Source organism: Pseudomonas sp. NFACC45 (assembly GCF_900113505.1).
GTDB classification, from domain to species: Bacteria; Pseudomonadota; Gammaproteobacteria; order Pseudomonadales; family Pseudomonadaceae; genus Aquipseudomonas; species Aquipseudomonas tehranensis.
Map to the genome: position 1 here is coordinate 430,978 of NZ_FOPO01000005.1, position 21,238 is coordinate 452,215.

Here is a 21,238-nt window from a genome sequence, read left to right on the forward strand (position 1 = left end):
GGGCTTGCTCGCGAAGCCGTCGGCACATTCAACATCACTGCCAACTGAACCACCGACATCGCGAGCAGGCTCGCTCCCACAAGGGTTATTGGCGGGCCACCTTGTTATCCCAACTTGGAATCTTGAACACCCAGAACGACCCGCCCTGGGCCACGGGTTTGGTCAGCTCGGCCATGTCGCCACCCCACAACGGCACGGCGCCGCCATAACCGACCGTCACGCCGATGTATTGCTCGCCGTCCTGCTCCCAGGTGATGGGCGGGGAGACGATGCCGCTGCCGGTCTGGAATTTCCACAGCTCCTTGCCGGTCTTGGCGTCGAAGGCCTTGAAGAAGCCGTCGCCGGTGCCGCTGAACACCAGATTGCCCTGGGTGGCGAGCACCCCGGCCCACAGCGGCAAGGCTTCCTTGTGCTCCCAGACCACCTTGCCGGTGGTGGGGTTCATCGCCCGCAAGCTGCCGACGTGATCGTCATACATGCGCTTGATGCGAAAGCCCATGCCCAGGTAGGCCGAGCCTTTCTTGTAGTTCACTTCTTCGGTCCAGTATTCCTCTTTCCAGTGGTTGCCAGGGACATAGAACAACCCGGTGTCCTGGCTGTAGGCCATGGGGTTCCAGTTCTTGCCACCCAGGAACGGTGGTGAAACCTCCACCGGCTTGCCCTTGGTTTCACCCGGCAGTGGCTTGGCCGGCCGCTGGCCGGGATTTTCCACCGGACGGCCGGTCTTCAGGTCGATGTGGCTGGCCCAGGTGATGTTGTCGACGAAAGGGAAGGCGTTCTGCAGCTTGCCGTTGTTGCGATCCACCACGTAGAAAAAACCGTTGCGGTCGGCGTGGGCGGTGGCCTTGACCAGCTTGCCGTCCTTGTCCTTGTAGTCGAACAGCACCAGCTCGTTGTTCCCGGAGAAATCCCAGGCATCGTTGGGCGTGTGTTGATAGAACCACTTCACCTCGCCAGTGCTTGGGTCGACGCCCACCTGGCCGGAGGTGTAGAGGCTGTCGTAATCCTGCGGGTTGCCATTCTTGGCGGTGCGCGCCCAGGTGTTCCATGGCCCCGGGTTGCCGGCGCCGACGATGATGGTGTTGGTTTCGGGGTCGAAACTGGCGCTCTGCCAAGGCGCGCCGCCGCCGTGGCTCCAGGCCTCGACCTTGCCGGTCTCGGTGGTTTTGTCGTCGGGCCAGGACGGTGCTTTCACATCGCCGGTCGGCGTGCTGTCCTTGCCATTGAGACGGCCCATGTGGCCTTCGACGAAAGGCCGCATCCAGACCTCTTCACCGGTGTCCGGGTCCCGGGCGAACAACTGGCCGACCACGCCGAACTCATCCCCGGAACTGCCATGGATCAACAGCACCTTGCCGCTGGTTTTGTCCTTGATCAGCACTGGGGCGCCGGTCATGGTGTAGCCGGCCGCGTGATCGCCGAACTTCTTGTTCCACACCACTTTGCCGGTGTTTTTATTCAGCGCGACCACCCGCGCATCCAGCGTGCCGAAATAGATCTTGTCGCCGTAGATGGCCGCGCCGCGATTGACTACATCGCAGCACGGACGAATGTTGTCCGGCAGCCGATGGCTGTAGGTCCACAGCCGTTTGCCGGTCTTGGCGTCGAGGGCGAACACTCGCGAATATGAGCCGGTGACGTAGACCACGCCGTCGCTGACGATGGCCTGGGACTCCTGACCGCGCTGCTTTTCGTCGCCGAATGAATAAGACCAGGCCGGCGTGAGCTTGAACACGTTCTTGTCATTGACCTGGGCCAGCGGACTCCAGCGCTGGGCGTTGGTGCCCATGCCGTATTGCAGCACATCCTGGGTGGTGAGGTGATCGTTGGCGATGTCTTCCCAGGTGACGGCGGCGTTCGTCTGCGGACTCAGGGACAGGCTGCCGGCCAGCAGCAAGGCAACGGTCAGGGAAGAGAGGGCAGGTAGCGTTTTTATTGTCATGGTGGGATTTCCCAGTGAGGTTTTGGCCTGACTAGGTTGGGTCGCGCCAGGGCTGTACCGATACGGAAAAAGTCCCGCCCTTGCCGGGAAGACTTCCCGAACCGGTTGTCTTTGCGAACCGCACCGGATGACCCGCTACCAAGGAACTAGATCGCGGCCACCAAAGCAGCATTCGGCTGGGGCGAGGTGCTTCCTAAGATGACGGCACGGCTTCTGTAAGGAGGTCTTGCGTGCAATCCAGAGGGCATAACAATGACAACAAAACGCAACGCCATCATCGCTACCGCATTGCTGATAGGGCTGACCGGCGCAGGCTCCGTATGGGCCCATGGCGACGTGGTGCCCCAGGCGGTGGAAACCAAGGGTCTGACCCCGGTCAAGGACACCGGCTTGCCGCTGGATGCGGACGGTTGGGCAGCGCAAAACCCGTACCGTGGTTCGCCCGAGCGTGACAGGGCCGTGGAAATCGGCGCTTCGGCCTACAACCAGAACTGTGCGGCCTGCCATGGCCTGGAAGCCAAGTCTGGCGGGATCGCCCCAGACCTGCGCATGCTCGACGCCGCCGAAGTCGGCGACGAGTGGTTCGTCGAGCGCGTGCGCCATGGTGCGGTGCGTGATGGCCGGGTCTACATGCCGAAAATGGCCGACTACCTGAGCCAGGAAGCCTTGTGGGCGGTGCGCACGTATCTTGACAGCGTGCACGTCGAGGAGTGATCGCCATGCGCCTGCTCGCGTGGATATTTTGCAGCCTGTTGCTGTGGGGTCAGACGGTACAGGCGCAGGTGCGCAACTACGACGAAATGATCGCCGCCGGCGAACTGAAAGTGGCGGTGTACAAGGATTTCGCCCCCTACAGCTTCGAAGACCATGGCCAGCCCCGGGGCGTGGACGTGGAGCTGGCCCAGGCCCTGGCCAAAGCCCTTGGTGTGCGTCTGCGATTGATCTGGGCACCGCCCGGCGAAAAGCTCGATGACGACCTGCGTGATTACATCTGGCGCAGCAGCGCGCTGCATGGTCGGCAGTTGGCCGACCTGATGATGCGCGTGCCCTACGACCGCGACTACGTGCAAAAGCGCAACGACATCGGTGAACTGGAAAATGCTCAGGTCGCCATGTTCGGACCTTATCAGCAAGAGTGCTGGCAAGTGGCGTACGACCAACGACGACTGGAAAGCGTCGGCAGTGTCGCGGTGTTCCAGCGGCACCCCATTGGCGTCGAGGTCGACAGCGTGCCGTCGTTCTACCTGACCTCGGTGTTCAACGGCATGCTCAGCGCCAAGACCCATCACTTCCCCGGCGTAGGCCAGGCGTTCAAGGCCATGCGGGCCGGGCAGGTCGACGCGGTCATGGCCATGCGCGGGGAGATCGACTGGCAACTGCATGAGGCGGCCGATCCGCAACTGGCATTGGCCGAAAATGCTTACCCGAACATGGGCAAGCAACGCTGGGAAATCGGCATGGCGGTGCATGAGAGCAACCGCCAGTTGGCTTATGCGGTGGAAGAAGCGCTGGAAGGGTTGATTCGCGACGGCAGTGTCAAAACCATCTACGTCCATTACGGCCTGCGTTACGAAGTGCCCGACATGTATCAATAGGAGCGCAGGGATGAACTGGCGAGCGTTGGGTCTGCTGCTGTGCTGCCTGCCGTTGACGGCGACAGCGCTCGAGACCGGGAAGGACCCGGTGCCCTCGGTGATGTGGGCCTTCTATCACAAACAACTGCTGAATGAGGCGCCCTTCGTCTTCGACGAGCGGGTCCGCTTGCTGGCGCCACCTTTTGCCGAAGATGCGCGCCAGGTGCCGCTGCAAATCGATGCCCGCGCGTTCACCGGCGACGTGGTGCGCATGCTGGTTTGGGCCGAACTGAACCCGCTGCCCAAAATTGTCGACTTCCAGCCGGGGGATCGGGTGCTGCCCTGGCTGGCGATCCGCATTCGTATCGAACAGGCCACGCCGTTGCGCGCCGCCGTGCAGACCCGTGACGGCTTGTGGCACGTCGGCTCGACGTTGATCGACGCAGCCGGTGGCGGCTGCACCGCGCCAAGCGTGGTGCGCACCCAGCCGGGCTGGGAAGAACACCTGGGCCAAGTGCTGGGAGCCCGCTACCCCAGAGGTGAAGACAGTCGCCTGCGCCTGCAAGTGGCCCACCCGATGGACAATGGGCTGGTGAGCGGCATCCCGGAGTTTTACCTCAATCAGGCGCAGTTGCTGGACGCCGACGGCCAGGTACTGGCGCGCCTGGAGCTCTTTGCGGCCGTCAGTGAAAACCCCAACCTGAGCTTCGATATTCAAGGGCCCGGACAGGTCCGCCTGTTGTTGCGTGACAACAGCGGCAATGAATTCGAGGCAACGGTCCCCTGACCACAAGGAGCGCGCCATGCGTTGGTTGTTGTTGATCTGGCTCGGCCTGTGCCTGCCGACATGGGCCGCAGCGGACTATTCACTCAAGCCCCGACAGATCGCCGAAGGCACCTGGCTGCTGGAAGGCAGCACGGACAATTTTGCCAAGGCCAACGGTGGCAACATCGTCAACACTGCTTTCATTGTCACCAACGCCGGCGTGGTGGTCATCGACACCGGCCCGTCCCGGCGCTACGGGCAGGCCTTGCGCCAGGCGATTGCCGCGACCACCGATAAGCCGGTGGTCCAAGTGTTGCTGACCCATCATCACCCCGACCATGTCTTGGGCAACCAGGCGTTTAGCGACGTGCCCCTCGGCGCGTTGGCGGGCACCACCGACCTGTTGCGCCAGCAGGGCGATGCCATAGCGGAGAACATGTACCGGCTGGTCGGTGACTGGATGCGTGGCACCGAAGTGGTGTTACCAAACCAAGTGCTGGTTCCCGGGCCGCTGAAGGTCGGCAACCATTCGTTGCGTCTGCTGGCATTGGCCGGGCACACCGGGGCGGACCTGGCGATCCTCGATGAAACCACCGGCGTGTTGTTTGCCGGTGATCTGGTGTTCTACGAACGGGCCCTGACCACCCCGAACAGCCCAGGGCTTGAGGTCTGGCTCGAGGACCTGGACACCCTGCAAAGCCTGCAGTGGAAGCAGATCGTACCCGGCCATGGTCCAGTGGCGAGCGATGCCCGGCCTTTCTTGCAAATGCGCGACTACCTCGGCTGGCTCGACCAACTGATGCGCGACGGCGCGGCCCGTGGCGACGACATGGCCGAGATGATCCGCAGCCCCATTCCCCAGCGTTTTGCCGGGATCAGCCTGAGTCGGTACGAGCTGATTCGCAGTGTCAGCCATCTGTATCCGCGGTATGAGCGAGGTCAGATGAAGCGGATCGACAATCACTGACTCGTAGGAGCTGCCGAGTGCAACGAGGCTGCGATCTTTCCACTCACACTTGAGTCCCAAGTGAAAGATCAAAAGATCGCAGCCTCGTTGCACTCGGCAGCTCCTACAGCAATCCATCGGGATAACTTTCCTCGTCACAAATTGCTCACCTGTACCAAGGAACTAGAAAACTCAGCACAGCGGGCAATTGTTGTCAGGGGCTGCGGGGCCAAGAATCTGCGACAGACCGGGAAAATTTCCCGGGTATAACAATAACCGCAGAGGTAGCCGTCATGAGTCATCCCGCACGTCGCCAACCCTTCGCCGTGAGCCTGCTGCTCAGTGCCATGCTGCTGTCCGGTTCGGCCTCGGCCGCCGTGACCGATCAGGAAATTCTCCAGGACCCGAAAAACCCGCAGCAGATCGTGACCAACGGTCTGGGCGTCCAAGGCCAGCGCTACAGTCCACTGGCGACCCTCAACATCGACAACGTCAAGGATCTGCGGCCGGTCTGGGCGTTCTCCTTCGGCGGCGAAAAGCAGCGCGGCCAGCAGGCCCAGCCGATGATCAAGGATGGGGTGATGTACCTCACCGGTTCCTACTCGCGGGTGTTCGCGGTGGATGCACGCACCGGCAAGAAACTCTGGCAGTACGACGCGCGCCTGCCCGATGACATCCGCCCTTGCTGCGACGTGATCAACCGTGGCGTGGCGCTGTATGGCGATCTGGTGTATTTCGGCACCCTGGACGCCAAGCTGGTGGCCCTGAACAAGGACACCGGCAAGGTGGTGTGGAGCAAGAAGGTCGCTGACCACAAGGAAGGTTATTCCATCAGCGCCGCGCCCATGATCGTCAATGGCAAGCTGATTACCGGCGTGGCGGGCGGTGAGTTTGGCGTGGTGGGCAAGATCAGCGCCTACGACCCGAAAAACGGCGAGCTGCTGTGGACCCGCCCGACCGTGGAAGGGCACATGGGCTACGTCTACAAGGACGGCAAGGCTATCGAGAACGGCATTTCCGGCGGTGAAGCCGGCAAGACCTGGCCGGGGGATCTCTGGAAAACCGGTGGTGCCGCGCCCTGGTTGGGCGGCTACTACGACCCGGAAACCAATCTGCTGCTGTTCGGCACCGGCAACCCGGCACCGTGGAACTCCCACTTGCGCCCTGGCGATAACCTCTATTCCTCATCGCGTCTGGCCCTGAACCCGGACGATGGCACCATCAAATGGCACTTCCAGAGCACGCCACACGATGGTTGGGACTATGACGGCGTCAACGAGCTGATCTCCTTCAATTACAAGGAAGGCGGCAAGGACATCAAAGCTGCGGCCACTGCCGACCGAAACGGCTTTTTCTATGTGCTCGATCGCACCAATGGCAAGTTCATCCGTGGCTTCCCGTTTGTCGACAAGATCACTTGGGCCAGTGGCCTGGACAAGGACGGGCGGCCGATCTACAACGAGGCCGGTCGTCCGGGCGCGCCGGGCAGCGAAGCCAAGGGCGGCTCGGTGTTTGTCGCACCGGCCTTCCTCGGGGCGAAGAACTGGATGCCCATGGCCTACAACCAGGACACCGGGTTGTTCTACGTGCCGTCCAACGAGTGGGGCATGGACATCTGGAACGAAGGCATCGCCTATAAGAAGGGCGCGGCGTTCTTGGGGGCCGGTTTCACCATCAAGCCGCTGAACGAGGACTACATCGGGGTGCTGCGGGCCATCGACCCCAAGACCGGCAAGGAAGTCTGGCGCCACAAAAATTACGCGCCGCTGTGGGGCGGGGTGCTGACCACCAAGGGCAACCTGGTGTTTACCGGCACGCCTGAAGGTTTCCTGCAGGCCTTCAACGCCAAGACCGGGGAAAAGGTCTGGGAATTCCAGACCGGCTCCGGCGTGCTCGGTTCGCCCATCACCTGGGAGATGGACGGCGAGCAATACGTCTCCGTGCTCTCGGGCTGGGGCGGCGCGGTGCCGTTGTGGGGCGGCGAAGTGGCCAAGCGCGTGAAGGACTTCAACCAGGGCGGGATGCTCTGGACCTTCAAGTTGCCGAAGGATCTGGTGGCCAAGCGCTGAAGCGTGCCGAAAGCTTGATCCCGCTCGGCTCTGTAGGAGCTGGCGAAGGCTCGGGCCGCGTTCGGACGATCTTTTGATCTTTCGCTTGAGATTCAAGTGTCTGTGGAAAGATCGCAGCCTCGTTGCACTCGACAGCTCCTACGGGGGCTGTCGAATGCAGAACCCTGAAAATCTACGACCAAATAACGAGAGCCCCCCTGCCAACGACGCATTCGTCCGGCAGGCGGGGCTGTCTACCATCGGTCTATCGCCTGTCCCGTGACAGGCATCGACCAGGCAGAGGCCCATCATGATCTATGCACAACCCGGAACCCCAGGCGCCGTCGTTACCTTCAAACCGCGTTATGGCAATTTCATCGGCGGTGAATTTGTCGCGCCGGTCAATGGCGAGTACTTCACCAATACGTCCCCGGTCAACGGCGAAGTCATTGCACAGTTTCCGCGCTCCAGCGCCGCCGACATTGACAAGGCCCTGGACGCGGCCCATGCCGCAGCCGATGCTTGGGGCAAGACCTCGGCCCAGGACCGCTCCCTGGTGCTGCTGAAGATCGCTGATCGTATCGAACAGAACCTGGAAATCCTTGCCGTCAGCGAGACCTGGGACAACGGCAAGGCCGTGCGCGAAACCCTCAACGCCGACGTGCCGCTGTCGGCCGACCACTTCCGTTATTTCGCCGGCTGCATCCGCGCCCAGGAGGGTGGGGCAGCCGAGATCAATGAGCTGACCACCGCCTATCATTTCCACGAGCCGCTGGGTGTGGTCGGGCAGATCATTCCATGGAATTTCCCGCTGCTGATGGCTGCCTGGAAACTTGCCCCGGCCCTGGCCGCTGGCAACTGCATCGTGCTCAAGCCGGCGGAGCAGACGCCGCTGTCGATCATGATTTTCGTCGAATTGATTGCCGACCTGCTGCCGGCCGGTGTGTTGAACATCGTCCATGGTTTCGGGCGCGAAGCCGGTGAGGCCCTGGCCACCAGCAAGCGCATCGCCAAGATCGCCTTCACCGGTTCTACCCCGATCGGCTCGCACATCATGAAATGCGCCGCCGAGAACATCATCCCGTCTACCGTGGAACTGGGCGGCAAGTCGCCAAACATCTTCTTCGAAGACATCATGCAGGCCGAGCCGGCTTTCATTGAGAAGGCTGCCGAAGGCCTGGTGCTGGCGTTCTTCAACCAGGGTGAAGTTTGCACTTGCCCATCGCGGGCTCTGGTGCAGGAGTCGATCTATGAACCGTTCATGGTCGAAGTCATGAAGAAGATCGCCAAAATCAAGCGCGGCGACCCGCTGGACACCGACACGATGGTGGGCGCCCAGGCCTCCGAGCAGCAATACGACAAGATCCTTTCGTACCTGGAGATTGCCCGGCAAGAAGGGGCAGAGCTGCTCACCGGCGGTGCGGCAGAGCGCCTTGAGGGCGACTTGGCGAGTGGTTATTACATCCAGCCGACCCTGCTCAAGGGCCACAACAAGATGCGCGTGTTCCAGGAGGAGATTTTCGGCCCGGTAGTCGGCATCACCACCTTCAAGGACGAAGCTGAAGCCCTGGCGATTGCCAATGACAGCGAGTTCGGCCTCGGTGCCGGCCTGTGGACCCGCGACATCAACCGCGCCTACCGCATGGGCCGGGCGATCAAGGCCGGGCGTGTGTGGACCAACTGCTACCACCTGTACCCGGCCCACGCCGCGTTCGGTGGCTACAAGAAGTCCGGCGTCGGCCGGGAGAACCACAAGATGATGCTCGACCACTACCAACAGACCAAGAACCTGCTGGTGAGCTACGACATCAATCCGTTGGGGTTCTTCTGATTTAGCAACACTGCAGAACCTGTGGGAGCGGGCTTGCTCGCGAAAGCGGCGGCACAGGCCCTGTAGGAGCTGGCGAAGCCTGCGATCTTTTGATTTTCCGCTTAAGACTCAAGTGTCTGGGGAAAGATCGCAGCCTCGCTCCGCTCGACAGCTCCTACCGCGCACCCCAGCGGGAGCTGCTCCCTCGCCACAAGTGCTCGCTTCTCCAGTAGTACCAACGCACCCCGCCCACCGCTTCGAAAGTAGCATTCGAGCCTCGGGCGTCCTGTGCATTAATGACTTTGCCGGAATGGCCCGGTACAAGAAGAGGAAAGACCCATGTGGACTAAACCCGCGTACACCGACCTGCGTATAGGCTTTGAAGTGACGATGTACTTCGCCAACCGATGAGCGCTGGCCCGGTCTGAGAGGTTCAGGCCGGGCTACCCATTTGGTCTGATTGCAATCACGGTGGGATGCTTTAGGCTCAGGGTATTCCCGAAACAATAAGAACAGGCTTACCGATGAGCCAGAGTCTCAGTCCGCTGCGCAAGTTCGTTTCACCTGAAATCATGTTTGGCGCCGGCTGCCGGCACAATGTCGGCAATTACGCCAAGACGTTCGGCGCACGCAAGGTGCTGATCGTCACCGATCCCGGCGTGATCGCTGCAGGATGGGTAGCCGACGTCGAGGCCAGCCTCCAGGCCCAGGCCATCGATTACTGCATCTACAGTGCCGTTTCACCCAATCCTCGTGTCGAAGAAGTCATGCTCGGAGCCGAGCTGTACCGGGAAAACCACTGCGATGTGATCGTCGCGGTCGGTGGCGGCAGCCCAATGGATTGCGGTAAAGGCATCGGCATCGTCGTGGCCCATGGTCGCAATATCCTGGAATTCGAAGGCGTGGACACCTTGCAGGTGCCCAGTCCACCGCTGATCCTGATTCCCACCACCGCGGGCACCTCGGCGGACGTGTCGCAGTTCGTGATCATTTCCAACCAGCAAGAGCGCATGAAGTTTTCCATCGTCAGCAAGGCCGCGGTGCCGGACGTGTCGCTGATCGACCCGGAAACGACCCTGAGCATGGACCCGTTCCTGTCAGCCTGCACCGGCATCGATGCGCTGGTGCATGCCATCGAGGCGTTTGTTTCCACTGGCCACGGCCCACTCACCGACCCCCATGCGCTGGAGGCGATGCGCCTGATCAACGGCAACTTGGTGCAGATGATCGCCAACCCGGCGGATGTCGCCCTGCGGGAAAAGATCATGTTGGGCAGCATGCAGGCCGGCCTGGCGTTCTCCAATGCGATTCTCGGCGCGGTGCACGCGATGTCCCACAGCCTGGGCGGTTTCCTGGATTTGCCCCATGGCTTGTGCAACGCGGTGCTGGTGGAGCATGTGGTGGCGTTCAACTACAACTCGGCGCCCGACCGTTTCAAGGTGATTGCCCAGACGCTGGGCATTGATTGCCGTGGCCTCAATCACCGGCAGATCCGTACCCGGCTGGTGGAACACCTGATTGCCCTCAAACGCACCATCGGCTTTCACGAAACCCTGGGGCTGCACGGGGTGAGTACCTCGGATATTCCGTTCCTGTCGCAACATGCGATGCATGACCCGTGCATTCTCACCAACCCTCGGGAGTCGAGCCAGCGGGATGTCGAGGTCGTCTATGGCGAAGCCCTCTGACGAACAGCAAAAAGCCCTGGCCGGGCTGCTGGGACTGGGCAATCACTCTACGCGCAAGAGCCACTACCCGGAACTGGCCGCGCGCCTCGATGAGCTGGAACAGGCCCGGCAACACTTGCAACAGCTCAATGACCAGTTGGAGCAGCGGGTAGCCGAACGCACCGACGCGCTGCTGGAGGCCAACCATAACCTGCAGCAACAGATCGCCCAACGTGAGCTGATCGAGCAACAACTGCGCGACGCCCGGGACGCTGCGCAGGCGGCCAACCGCAGCAAGGACAAATACCTGGCTGCCGCCAGCCATGACCTGCTGCAACCGCTCAATGCCGCACGCCTGTTGATCGCCACATTACGCGAGCGCACGCTGCCCACCTCCGAGCAGGTGCTGGTGGAGCGCACCCATCAGGCGCTCGAAGGTGCGGAGGACTTGCTCACCGACCTGCTGGACATTTCCCGGCTGGACCAGGCTGCGGTCAAGCCGGACCTGGCGCCGTATCGGCTGGATGAGCTGCTGGCGCCGCTGGTTTCGGAATTCCAATCGGTGGCTGGCGCTGCCGGGTTGGAGCTACGGGTACGTTTCGGCGACGAAGCGGTGATGACCGACCTGCGGCTGATGACCCGGATCCTGCGCAACCTGCTCAGCAATGCCTGTCGTTACACCGCCGAGGGCGGCATCCTGTTGGCCGCGCGGCGTCGGGGCGAGCGCTTGAGCCTGGAGGTCTGGGACACCGGGCGCGGCATTGCCGCCGACTGCCTGGAGTCGATTTTCCTGGAGTTCAACCAGTTGGACGTGGGCCGCGCGGCGGACCGCAAGGGCGTCGGCCTGGGGCTGGCGATTGTCGAGCGTATCGCCCATATCCTCGGTTATCGGGTCCAGGTGCGTTCCCGACCGGGGCGCGGATCGGTATTCAGCATTGAGGTGCCATTGTCGATTGAAAGACCGCCTCCCATGCCCCGGATACCCGTACAGGCGGTCGCCGGAAATCCGTTGCCTGGGCGCCGGCTTTTGGTGATCGACAATGAGCTGAGCATTTTGCAAAGCATGGCCGCGCTACTGGGCCAGTGGGGGTGCGAGGTGCTGGTCGCCACGGACGAGGCGGGTGCCTTTGACGTGCTGCAAGGCCGCGCGCCGGAGCTGATCCTGGCGGATTTCCACCTGGATCATGGCGTGGTCGGGTGCGAAGTGGTCAAACACCTGCGCGAACATTTCCAGCAAACGATACCGGCGGTGATCATCACCGCCGATCGCAGCGACCAGTGCCGCCGCGCCTTGCGCAAACTCAATGCGCCACTGCTCAACAAACCGGTCAAGCCCGGCAAGTTGCGGGCGGTGTTGAGTCAGTTGCTCGGGTAGCGAGTGGGGAGATGGCGTCAGACTTCACCGACGATCCTCTGTGGGAGCGAGCCTGCTCGCGATAGCGCTGGGTCAGCTTACATCACTGTCTAATGCGCCACCGCCATCGCGAGCAGGCTCGCTCCCACATTTTTCAGTCAGTGCGCTATCAAAACGCCTTCATTTGGTCGGTGTTTATGCCTTGAGTGAAAAAAGGGGCTTCGGTCTGTTTAGTTCATTCTGTAAACTCCCCCCGCTGCGACAATCGGGCACGGCCACGTCAGGTCCGATTACAAGCGTTTTGCAGTGTCCCTCACCCAGCTGAAGCCAAGACCTACAAGAAGTCAGCGCCGGAGAGACATAAACAAGAGGCCGATGTTTCTCGGCCCCTGTAGGTCCTTCCTCCAGTCCCGTCTCGACCCCCTTGATGCCGTTTGCAGGCCATGGTGTGGTCTATCATTGCAGGGCTGGTGGGCGGAATGGCGTTCTACCCTAGGGATACACACATGTTGAAGAAAACACACACGGCGCTGCTGGGCCTGGCGATGGCGATGGGTCTTGCGACCACGCACGCCGCCGAGGCAAAAAAAGTGGATGTCTTGCTCATTGGCGGCGGCATCATGAGCTCGACACTCGGCATCTGGCTTAATGAGCTGGAACCGGACTGGACCATGGAAATGGTCGAGCGCCTGGACGGTGTTGCTCAAGAGAGCTCCAACGGCTGGAACAATGCCGGTACCGGCCACTCCGCGCTGGCCGAACTGAACTACACGCCCGAAGACAAGAATGGCAAGGTCGAAATCGTCAAGGCCATCGAAATCAACGAGGCGTTCCAGGTGTCCCGTCAGTTCTGGGCCTGGCAGGTCAAGAACGGTGTGCTGAAAGATCCGCGCTCGTTCATCAACTCCACGCCGCACATGAGCTTTGTCTGGGGTGAGGACAACATCGCGTTCTTGAAGAAGCGCTACGAAGCCCTTCAGGCCAGCCCGTTGTTCGCCGGCATGCAGTACTCCGAAGATCGCGAGCAGATCAGCAAGTGGGTACCGCTGATGATGCAAGGGCGTGACCCAGCCCAGAAAGTTGCGGCCACCTGGAGTCCCTTGGGCACCGACGTGAATTTCGGCGAAATCACCCGTCAGTTCGCAGCTCACCTGCAAACCAAGCCGAACTTCTCCCTCAAGCTGTCCAGCGAAGTGCAGGACATTACCCGCAACGAAGACGGCAGCTGGCGCGTGTCGTACAAGAACCTGAAGGACGGTAGCGAAACCGAGACCGACGCCAAGTTCGTCTTCATCGGCGCTGGCGGCGGTGCCTTGCACCTGCTGCAGGAAGCCGACATCCCGGAAGCCCGTGAATACGCCGGCTTCCCGGTAGGCGGCTCGTTCCTGGTGACCGAGAACCCGACCATCGCCCAAATGCACCTGGCCAAGGCCTACGGCAAGGCTTCGGTTGGCGCACCGCCGATGTCGGTTCCGCACCTGGACACCCGCGTGCTCGACGGCAAGCGCGTCATTCTGTTTGGCCCATTCGCCACCTTCTCCACCAAGTTCCTGAAGAACGGTTCGTACTTTGACCTGCTGACCAGCACCACGACCCACAACGTGTGGCCGATGACCAAGGTCGGTATTGAACAGTACCCGCTGGTTGAATACCTGGCTGGCCAGTTGATGCAGTCGGACGAAGATCGCTTCAACGCCCTGAAGGAGTACTTCCCGGACGCCAAACAGCAAGACTGGCGTCTGTGGCAGGCCGGCCAGCGCGTGCAGATCATCAAGCGTGACGAAGAGAAGGGCGGCGTCCTGAAACTGGGCACCGAAGTGGTCGCCTCCCAGGACGGCAGCATCGCCGCTCTGCTGGGTGCTTCGCCAGGTGCCTCAACCGCTGCGCCGATCATGCTGACCGTGCTTGAGAAGGTCTTCAAGGACAAGGTCGCCAGCCCGGCCTGGCAGGAAAAGCTGCATCAGATCGTGCCTAGCTACGGCACCAAACTCAACGAAAGCCCTGAGCGTGTGGCTCAGGAGTGGGCTTACACCAGCAAAGTCCTGCAGTTGGACACGCCGCCGACGATCGGCCAGCAGGGCACCGCTCCTGCACCGACCGAGCCGGCCGCTGCCCCGCAAAGCAACCCGGCGGCCGACATGGCGCTGTAAACCGGACGCTGTCTGGTGAAGTAAAAAACGCTGCTCATCGAGCGTAATGCTGTTCACTAAAAAAACGGGCTTCCTCTGAAGGGGAAGCCCGTTTTTTTGAGTTTTATTTTGCCTCGCCTAGGCTCGGCATGCCTGAACGCAGGCAGTGTGGTTAACGGGGGCGTCCAGATCAAGATCCAAAGCAAAGCAAGAGCGTGACACGTCCAACATCTATGCAGCTGAACCACCGCGATCGCGAGCAGGCTCGCTCCCACATGGATGTGTGAGTGTTCACAGTATCTGCAAGCGACACAAAAACCTGTGGGAGCGAGCCTGCTCGCGATGACGCCGGTACATCCAACATCACTGCAAACTGACCCTCCGCTTTCGCGAGCAAGCCCGCTCCCACAGGAGGAACGCGTCCACTCCAAACTAGGCCGGCTGTCAGGCCGCCTCGCTTTGGCTTTTGATCTTAGGCGCCCCGTTAAACCGCGCTGGCCGAACGCAGGCATCACGCAGTGGTGGGGCAAGAGCGTTTTGGTTACTTTTCGCCGGGCCGCGCAAGCTGTTCAACAGTGACACGCCGTAAGGGCGTAACCCTAAGTAGCCGTTACCGCAGAAACGGATATACACACCAACCAAAATCCAAGAAAAACCCCAAAAAACGGCGCCTTCCCATCTCGGAAGAAGCGCCGTTTTTTAAGTGAACAGTACGACGCTCACCGAGCGGCGTTTTTTCTCGTCTATGATTTTTCGATCCCCGAAGAGGATCGAACCATGACTCGCCTGACCGCCAAGGACTTTCCCGCCGAACTGCTCGAACTCTATGACTTTTATGCCCACGGCCAGATATCCCGACGGATCTTCCTGGAGCGGGCCAGTCAGTTTGCGGTGGGCGGGCTGACAGCCGGCGCACTGCTGGCCTCGTTGAGCCCCAACTATGCCCAGGCCATGCAGGTGAACTTCACCGACCCGGACATCGTGGCGCAGTACATCACTTATCCCTCACCCAACGGTCACGGTCAGGTGCGCGGCTATCTGGTTCGACCAGCCAAGACCAGCGGCCCGCTGCCCGGTGTGGTGGTCGCCCATGAGAACCGTGGCTTGAACCCCTACATCGAAGACGTCGCCCGGCGCGTGGCCAAGGCCGGTTTCGTGGCGCTGGCGCCGGATGGCCTGACCTCGATGGGCGGGTATCCGGGTAACGATGACAAGGGGCGCGAGCTGCAGGCGCAGGTTGATCCCGAGAAGCTGATGAACGATTTTTTCGCGGCCGTTGAGTTTCTGATGAAACATGAGGCCATCGGCGGCAAGAAAGTCGGCATCACCGGTTTCTGCTATGGCGGCGGGGTGGCCAATGCCGCTGCCGTGGCCTATCCCGAGCTCGGCGCGGCGGTGCCATTTTATGGGCGTGGACCCAAGCCTGAGGACGTGCCGCGAATCAAGGCACCGCTGCTGATCCACTACGCCGAACTCGATACCCGCATCAACGAAGGCTGGCCGGCCTATGAGGCAGCACTCAAGGCCGGGAAGAAGACCTATCAGGCCTATATCTATCCGGGCGTCAACCATGGCTTCCACAACGACTCGACCCCGCGCTATGACGAAGCGGCTGCCGAGCTGGCGTGGGGGCGCACCCTTGAGTGGTTCAAACAGTACCTGGTGTGAGCACCACGTCGCGCTCGGCATGACTATCAACCCTTAAGCGTTGCGTTCGCGCAGCTCCTGAAGACGATCAGCGCCTCCTTCAGCCACGCGGTTCTGAAGCAGACGATCGGAGCCACCTTCGGCCACGCGGTTCTGGCTCAGGCGATCGGAGCCACCTTCAACCAGCAGTTGTGCAGCCTGACCATGCGTCGCTGCACTCATGGCCGTGGCCGAAGCGACGTTCGACAGGCCGAGCCCGCCCACCAGTGCCAGGGCGATTGCCAGAGACGAAACTTTCGAGAAATTGAACATGGTGATTCTCCTTGCGCTTGATTGAGTGAGCCAGTGGCAGCGGGTGTGCTGCTGTCTGGTGATCACAGTTAAACGCGCAGGTGTATCGACGTTGTGTGTCGGCAAGGCTCGAAGTCAGCGGTTTCGTATCCATGCGCAGTTCATATACACAGCGATACAAATCTCTGAGGCCGGGCCTGGGGCGAAGGCCGAGAAGCATGATCATGGCTTGGCCAAGGATTGCTCCAACTGCTCCACCAACTCAGGCGTCAGGTAATGTGGGCCGTCGAACAGGTACAGCGGATAGCCGGCATAGGCAGCCAGTTGTGGTGTGAGTTCGGCAACCGTGGCTGAGCGAAAGCCGCCGCCGAACTTGGGGCGGAAGGCTTCGACGATGATCCGCACGCGGTCCTTTCCGAGCCGGTCACGCAGGGCGTCGGCGTAGTCGCGGGCCACCGGGGCGGTGCGGGCGTAGACGCCGACGCCGTCCTGGAAGAACACGCCAATGTCGTCCGGCAACCATTGCTTGAGCCAATCGGCAGTGGCGGCGGGGCCGATGTTGGCGCCGTCGTAGACACTGATCCACAACGGGCGCGGCAGCTTGGCCAGCAGGGCGGGCAGTTCCTTGGCGCGAGACCAACTGGGATCGACCTCGGCCGGAAAATACCACCCGGTCACGTGCAGCGGAGTCGGCAACCGGGCAATGCGCGCCGACACCGCGGCCAGTTGCTCAATATTGTCCCTGGAGCGGTTTTCACTGAAATGACCGGCCAGCCCGAGGATGACATCCTGAGCCCAGGGCGCCTTGGCGATGCGCGCCCAGTCAGGCAGCAGCGGCACGCTGGGCAGGCCGGTGCCGGGCACGAAGGCCTGATCGTCCACCACCGTCCATTGCACCAGCAGCTCGCGCACCCCCAGCTTTTCCCAGTTGCCTTTGATTCCCACGGTCTGGTTGTCTGGCTGCCAGACGATGCCAACGATGTCCGGTGCAACCTCTGGGTTCATCATGTAATACGTCCCTGTGCCTGCGCCGAGGGCCGTGGCCAGCGAGAGCGCCGCCACAGCCGTGCGACTGATAAAATGGCCGAAGATTTTCAAACGAGCGTCTTCCTGCAATTGCACATCACATCAACGGCCTCAATAGGAGTAGGTCAAGCGAGCGAACACGCCTTTGGCGCGTTCCTCGCCAAACACCCTGGCCCTGTACTGCAGGGAAAAATCCACATAGGAGCGCGGGGCGTTGTAGCCGTCTTCGCGGAACCAATAACGCACGTTGTTTCCCAGCCCGATTCCTCCTGCGTCTCCAGACGAAAAGCCACCGTTGGATTCGCTCTTCATCTTCGAATCGTAGTCGATCGCCGCCACGACATGGGGGAAGGTCACCCAGCGCGAGCCGGTGCCGCCGATGGCATAGCTGCGTCCCACTTGCCATTCGCTGTTGAAGTAATTGCGCGAGTCGTTGATGTATCGACCGACTTCGGCATACAGCTGCGAAGTCCACCAACTGGGCGCATCGACCCGCAGGTCGGTGCCGATGCTCGAGCCGTAGCCCAGGCGCGCCAGCCAGTCGCCCTCGACATTGGAAGACCCGAGAGGGAAGGTGCGTTCAAAGGCGGCCATGATGTTCACGGAGCTGAAGGGTTTGATCCGGACACCGAGTGCGCCTTGCAGGGCGTCTGCACCAGTGTCCGAGTCGCTGTTCTTGCTCCACAGGGTGTCGGTGACGCGCCCGTAGAGCTCGACAAACCGCGCGTTGCGATAGCCCAATGGGCGCCAGGACAGCTCAGTGCTGTTTTGCAGCAAATCATTGCTTTGGCTGCCGCTGCTCCCAGGGCTCGGCGCGGCGCTCAGGCCACTGGAACTGTTGCCGCGATAGCTGGTGGTGCTGGTCAGGCCCATCCTGCGCGAAACGTCACCCACGGTGCGACGGGTATCGAACAGTTGTTGTGCGGACATAGGCGTTTCTGCCGTTTTTTGCCCATCAATCACGCGCTTGAAATACGCCACGGCTTCGTCGTCTTCATGGACACGCATGGCGTTGTAGGCGGCGTCCTGGGCTGCCGTCGGCTTAAGGGGGTCAGCGGCGTCAGCCTTGCGGAACGCGGCGTGGGCCGTCTCGTCATCGCCGCTGCGGACCGAATCATAAGCAAGCTGCAAGTCGCTGATCGGTGCCTGCTTACCGGTGTTGACCGGCCGGGTGGCGCACGTCAGGCCGAAGGCGCTTTCCTGGCACTCCAGGATCGGTGCCTCGGAATCATTGGCATCAAGCAACGCACTGTCGAGCAGTTGCTGGTTGGCGGCGATTTCCGGCGCCCAGGCCACGGCTTTGCGGGCCTTTTCCAGCGCCAGGGTTCGGTTGCCCTGCTGCAGGGCGCGGTAGCCCTGGACCGCCAGCGGTGCCGCCAATTGGTGGCGAATGTCTTTGCGCCGCATCAGGAGCGCGTCATCGTGGGCGAAGACCCCGAGCGCATCGCCCACAGCCTGGTCGGCTTCGACCAGAAGATGCTGGCGCTGCAGGGCATCGATCAGCAACAACCGATACTCCCGGCGCCGGGGTGCCTGGGCGATGGCCTTACGAGCCGCTTGCGCGGCCAAAACGAACTGTTCTTGATCGTAAGCCTTGTAGGCCTGGGAGGCGGCCACGAAACCCGGTGCCGCAGGAGCGGCGCGCGATGACCTAGCGACGCGGGGCTGGTCGCGCAGTTTCTTGTCTCGTTCGGCCATGGCGATCAGGGTGTGCAGACGCGTCACGTCGGCACGCAGGCGCAGGGCCTCGCGCGCTTTGGCGATGGCCAGGTCGTAGTCCTTGCGCTCGTAGGCGCTGTAGGCTTGGTTGGCGGCGGTGTAGGCCGGGCCGGACAACGGCAGCGGCAAGGTTTCGGCAGCCGCCAGGGCCGGTATCAGGCCCAGTCCCGTGGCCAATAGGGTCAAAAGGGCGCGGTTCATGCCGGAAGCTCCATGGGGTAGACGCTGTGCTGACGCGCCGCCACCTGTTCGATAGTGGCCCGGGGCAGCACGCCGCTGTCGACCAGGTAATCGCCGATCCGACCGTGGTGCTGCGGTTGATACTGCAACATGGCGCGGCTGAACTGATCGCGATCAAGCAGGCCCATTTCGATCAGCAAGTCACCCAGCAGCGGTGCACTGGCATTGGGTACGGCGTGGCCGTTGCGTTCCGGCAACTGGCGCAACAGCGCGAGAATTTCACTTTCCCGGGCGATCAACTGCACCGGCTCGCTGCCCAGCTCAATGCTGATCTGTTGCAGGCCTTCGTCGGACAGGGGGTTGGCAACGGCGATCTGTTCGCAGCCGTCAGCGTTGCGGCCCAGAGGTATTACCCGCCAGCGCAGAGCAAATTCACCAGTCAGTGACGACGTTGAAGCGGCGGCTTTTTGCGCCACGTCGAAGACCCTGGGCAAGTCATTCTGGAAGGCGATGGCTTCGGCCAGGGTTTCGTCGTCCAGCCAGCCGTTATTGAGCAAAATGCGCCCCAGCGGCATGTTGCGCGATTGTTGTTGGTCCAGGGCGCTTTGCAGGTGGGTATCGGTAATGGCCTGCCAGGACAGCAACACACTGCCCAGACGGCGTGGTGCGATGGCCACCAGATCGGTGGAAGGGAAGTCGTGCATGGTCTTGTCCCAGACCAGTTTGCGATTCATCACCTTGCCCACCAGGAACATCCGCCAGGCCCTGGACGCGGCCATGAAGTTGACGAAGTTGCCCACCAGCATGCGCGGGATCGACAGCAAGCCATGCTGCCAGCCGTACAGCACAGTGGTGAAGTAACACCGGTGCAGGATCCGCCAGAGCAGGGCAATGCCGTTGGCCACCAGCAGGTATTTGATCAGGTCGTTGCTTTCAAAGGGCGTCGGGAAGGTGATGTCCCACCAGCCGCTGTTGCGCAGAATGATCAAGCCCAGCAGTTGCACCAGAATCACGTAGGCGATGATGCTGACGAACGCCGTCACCACGCCTTTGCGGTCGCGAAACAGCAGGTAGCGGTTGGCCAACGAGCCATTCCAGCCCATCTGTTCCCAACCTTGCAGGCCGATGCCCAGGGTCCAGCGGGCTTTTTGCCGGAACGCCGTGCGAAAGGTATCCGGGAAGAACTCGCGCACGCACAGTGGCATCGTCAGAGTCGATTCATAGGGCTTGCGGAACCAGGATTTGCGCAGCACCCGAAACTGCACCGGGAAACGCACGAAGATCGCATTCATGCCGACCTTGGCCAGCCGCGCGCCGACGTCGTAGTCCTCGGTGAGGCTGTCGGTGTTGAATGGCTGGTTTTCGGTGGTGCCGGCCAGCACCCGCAGCGCGCGATGGGAGAAACAGGTGCCGACGCCAGCCGAGGGCACGGTGTCGGTCATGCTTTCACGCACCACCAGGTCCTTGCCGTGCCATTCGGCGAATTCGTCCATGTAGACGCCCGCCACCCATTCGTACCAGTTGCGCTCCAGCGACACCACCGGCAACTGGATCATGTCCTTGCGCGGGAGCAGGTAGTTGAACAAACGTAGTTCCAGCGGGTGCAGCACGTCTTCGCTGTCGTGCAACACCACCCCGGCGAAGGTCATGCCATGGGTTTTCTCGTGCAGGAAAATCGCCTGGATCACCCAGTTCAGGCAGTCGGCCTTGCAGGTCGGTCCGGCATGGGGCACTTCCACGCGGTGCAGTTGTTTGTAGCGCCGGCGCATCCGCTCGACTTCGTCGATGGTGCGCTGGTCGTTGACATAGGTGCCGACGAAGACCACGTAGTTCTGGTAATCGAGCGTCGAGACCATGTTCTCGATCATCGGTGCGATGACGTCGTATTCCAGCCAGGCTGGCACCATGATCGCCAGGGGCTGTTCGTCCCGGGCCAGCAGTTGGTCGACGGTGAGCGACCGGTATTTGCGGTCCGCGGTGAGCTTGCGGTACAGGCGGCGAGACCAGTACCACAGGTCAATGATCAGGTCGTCCAGGCTGGAGATCAGGATCACCACCGCGACGACGATGGTCGCGGTTTCCAGATAGTTGTAGTAGTGGGCCAGCCAATAGGGCCAATAAAGCGAGGTCATCGAAGGT

General features: G+C 61.6%; 16 protein-coding genes. 11 read left to right on the forward strand and 5 right to left on the reverse strand.

Annotated elements, in window-relative coordinates:
* Positions 1–85: 85 nt before the first annotated feature.
* Positions 86–1,942 carry a quinoprotein ethanol dehydrogenase gene (exaA, locus tag BM132_RS12105; protein WP_092455547.1) on the reverse strand — a complete coding sequence of 619 codons (1,857 nt, stop codon included), beginning with the start codon at positions 1,940–1,942 and terminating at the stop codon, positions 86–88.
* Positions 1,943–2,194: 252 nt separating this feature from the next.
* On the opposite strand from exaA, the gene pedF reads away from it, so the two are divergent.
* The 11 genes from pedF to yghX all read left to right on the forward strand — a co-directional run bounded on the left by pedF (position 2,195) and on the right by yghX (position 15,904).
* Complete coding sequence (pedF, locus tag BM132_RS12110) at positions 2,195–2,656, forward strand: cytochrome c-550 PedF (RefSeq protein ID WP_092398659.1); 462 nt, start codon at positions 2,195–2,197, stop codon at positions 2,654–2,656.
* A 5-nt stretch (positions 2,657–2,661) separates the two neighbouring features.
* A complete protein-coding gene (locus tag BM132_RS12115) occupies positions 2,662–3,537 on the forward strand; it encodes a substrate-binding periplasmic protein (protein WP_092455549.1) in 876 nt (291 codons plus the stop codon).
* Positions 3,538–3,547: 10 nt separating this feature from the next.
* Positions 3,548–4,303 carry a quinoprotein dehydrogenase-associated SoxYZ-like carrier gene (locus BM132_RS12120; RefSeq protein WP_092398655.1) on the forward strand — a complete coding sequence of 252 codons (756 nt, stop codon included), beginning with the start codon at positions 3,548–3,550 and terminating at the stop codon, positions 4,301–4,303.
* Positions 4,304–4,319: 16 nt separating this feature from the next.
* A complete protein-coding gene (locus BM132_RS12125) occupies positions 4,320–5,249 on the forward strand; it encodes a quinoprotein relay system zinc metallohydrolase 1 (protein WP_092455551.1) in 930 nt (309 codons plus the stop codon).
* A 272-nt stretch (positions 5,250–5,521) separates the two neighbouring features.
* Positions 5,522–7,297, forward strand: coding sequence for a PQQ-dependent methanol/ethanol family dehydrogenase (locus BM132_RS12130; RefSeq protein WP_092455553.1), 1,776 nt, complete (start codon positions 5,522–5,524; stop codon positions 7,295–7,297).
* A gap of 289 nt (positions 7,298–7,586) precedes the next feature.
* Entirely contained in the window at positions 7,587–9,107 is a 1,521-nt protein-coding gene (locus BM132_RS12135; protein ID WP_092455555.1) for an acetaldehyde dehydrogenase ExaC, read from the forward strand.
* A gap of 318 nt (positions 9,108–9,425) precedes the next feature.
* Positions 9,426–9,497 carry a pyrroloquinoline quinone precursor peptide PqqA gene (gene pqqA / locus BM132_RS12140; RefSeq protein ID WP_003243383.1) on the forward strand — a complete coding sequence of 24 codons (72 nt, stop codon included), beginning with the start codon at positions 9,426–9,428 and terminating at the stop codon, positions 9,495–9,497.
* 113 nt (positions 9,498–9,610) lie between these two features.
* Entirely contained in the window at positions 9,611–10,774 is a 1,164-nt protein-coding gene (gene ercA, locus BM132_RS12145) for an alcohol dehydrogenase-like regulatory protein ErcA (RefSeq protein WP_092398647.1), read from the forward strand.
* Positions 10,758–12,128 carry a hybrid sensor histidine kinase/response regulator gene (locus BM132_RS12150; RefSeq protein ID WP_092455557.1) on the forward strand — a complete coding sequence of 457 codons (1,371 nt, stop codon included), beginning with the start codon at positions 10,758–10,760 and terminating at the stop codon, positions 12,126–12,128. The genes ercA and BM132_RS12150 overlap by 17 nt, the downstream gene beginning before the upstream one ends.
* Before the next feature lie 485 nt (positions 12,129–12,613).
* Positions 12,614–14,257 (forward strand): malate dehydrogenase (quinone), encoded by a 1,644-nt coding sequence (mqo, locus tag BM132_RS12155; protein WP_092455559.1) that lies wholly within the window; start codon positions 12,614–12,616, stop codon positions 14,255–14,257.
* A gap of 756 nt (positions 14,258–15,013) precedes the next feature.
* On the forward strand, positions 15,014–15,904 hold the full coding sequence (gene yghX / locus BM132_RS12165) for a YghX family hydrolase (RefSeq protein ID WP_092455563.1): 891 nt from the start codon (positions 15,014–15,016) through the stop codon (positions 15,902–15,904).
* Between the two features lie 33 nt (positions 15,905–15,937).
* Here yghX and BM132_RS12170 read toward each other — a convergent pair whose 3' ends face one another.
* The 4 genes from BM132_RS12170 to BM132_RS12185 form a co-directional block, all read right to left on the reverse strand.
* Positions 15,938–16,195: a phage infection protein gene (locus tag BM132_RS12170; RefSeq protein ID WP_092455565.1), complete on the reverse strand. Its 258-nt coding sequence runs from the start codon at positions 16,193–16,195 to the stop codon at positions 15,938–15,940.
* 201 nt (positions 16,196–16,396) lie between these two features.
* Positions 16,397–17,272, reverse strand: a complete 876-nt coding sequence (locus BM132_RS12175) for an alpha-amylase family protein (RefSeq protein WP_092455567.1) — start codon at positions 17,270–17,272, stop codon at positions 16,397–16,399.
* 39 nt (positions 17,273–17,311) lie between these two features.
* A complete protein-coding gene (locus tag BM132_RS12180; RefSeq protein ID WP_092455569.1) occupies positions 17,312–19,120 on the reverse strand; it encodes an NfrA family protein in 1,809 nt (602 codons plus the stop codon).
* Entirely contained in the window at positions 19,117–21,231 is a 2,115-nt protein-coding gene (locus BM132_RS12185) for a glycosyl transferase family protein (RefSeq protein ID WP_092455571.1), read from the reverse strand. Before BM132_RS12185 ends, BM132_RS12180 begins: the two co-directional genes overlap by 4 nt.
* Between the last annotated feature and the right edge of the window lie 7 nt (positions 21,232–21,238).

Coding starts and splice junctions, on each gene's coding strand:
- BM132_RS12170 (WP_092455565.1), bottom strand. CDS start 16,195: ATGTTCAATTTCTCGAAAGTTTCGTCTCTGGCAATCGCCCTGGCACTG.
- yghX (WP_092455563.1), top strand. CDS start 15,014: ATGACTCGCCTGACCGCCAAGGACTTTCCCGCCGAACTGCTCGAACTC.
- BM132_RS12115 (WP_092455549.1), top strand. CDS start 2,662: ATGCGCCTGCTCGCGTGGATATTTTGCAGCCTGTTGCTGTGGGGTCAG.
- exaA (WP_092455547.1), bottom strand. CDS start 1,942: ATGACAATAAAAACGCTACCTGCCCTCTCTTCCCTGACCGTTGCCTTG.
- BM132_RS12130 (WP_092455553.1), top strand. CDS start 5,522: ATGAGTCATCCCGCACGTCGCCAACCCTTCGCCGTGAGCCTGCTGCTC.
- BM132_RS12125 (WP_092455551.1), top strand. CDS start 4,320: ATGCGTTGGTTGTTGTTGATCTGGCTCGGCCTGTGCCTGCCGACATGG.
- BM132_RS12120 (WP_092398655.1), top strand. CDS start 3,548: ATGAACTGGCGAGCGTTGGGTCTGCTGCTGTGCTGCCTGCCGTTGACG.
- BM132_RS12185 (WP_092455571.1), bottom strand. CDS start 21,231: ATGACCTCGCTTTATTGGCCCTATTGGCTGGCCCACTACTACAACTAT.
- pedF (WP_092398659.1), top strand. CDS start 2,195: ATGACAACAAAACGCAACGCCATCATCGCTACCGCATTGCTGATAGGG.
- BM132_RS12180 (WP_092455569.1), bottom strand. CDS start 19,120: ATGAACCGCGCCCTTTTGACCCTATTGGCCACGGGACTGGGCCTGATA.
- mqo (WP_092455559.1), top strand. CDS start 12,614: ATGTTGAAGAAAACACACACGGCGCTGCTGGGCCTGGCGATGGCGATG.
- BM132_RS12135 (WP_092455555.1), top strand. CDS start 7,587: ATGATCTATGCACAACCCGGAACCCCAGGCGCCGTCGTTACCTTCAAA.
- BM132_RS12150 (WP_092455557.1), top strand. CDS start 10,758: ATGGCGAAGCCCTCTGACGAACAGCAAAAAGCCCTGGCCGGGCTGCTG.
- ercA (WP_092398647.1), top strand. CDS start 9,611: ATGAGCCAGAGTCTCAGTCCGCTGCGCAAGTTCGTTTCACCTGAAATC.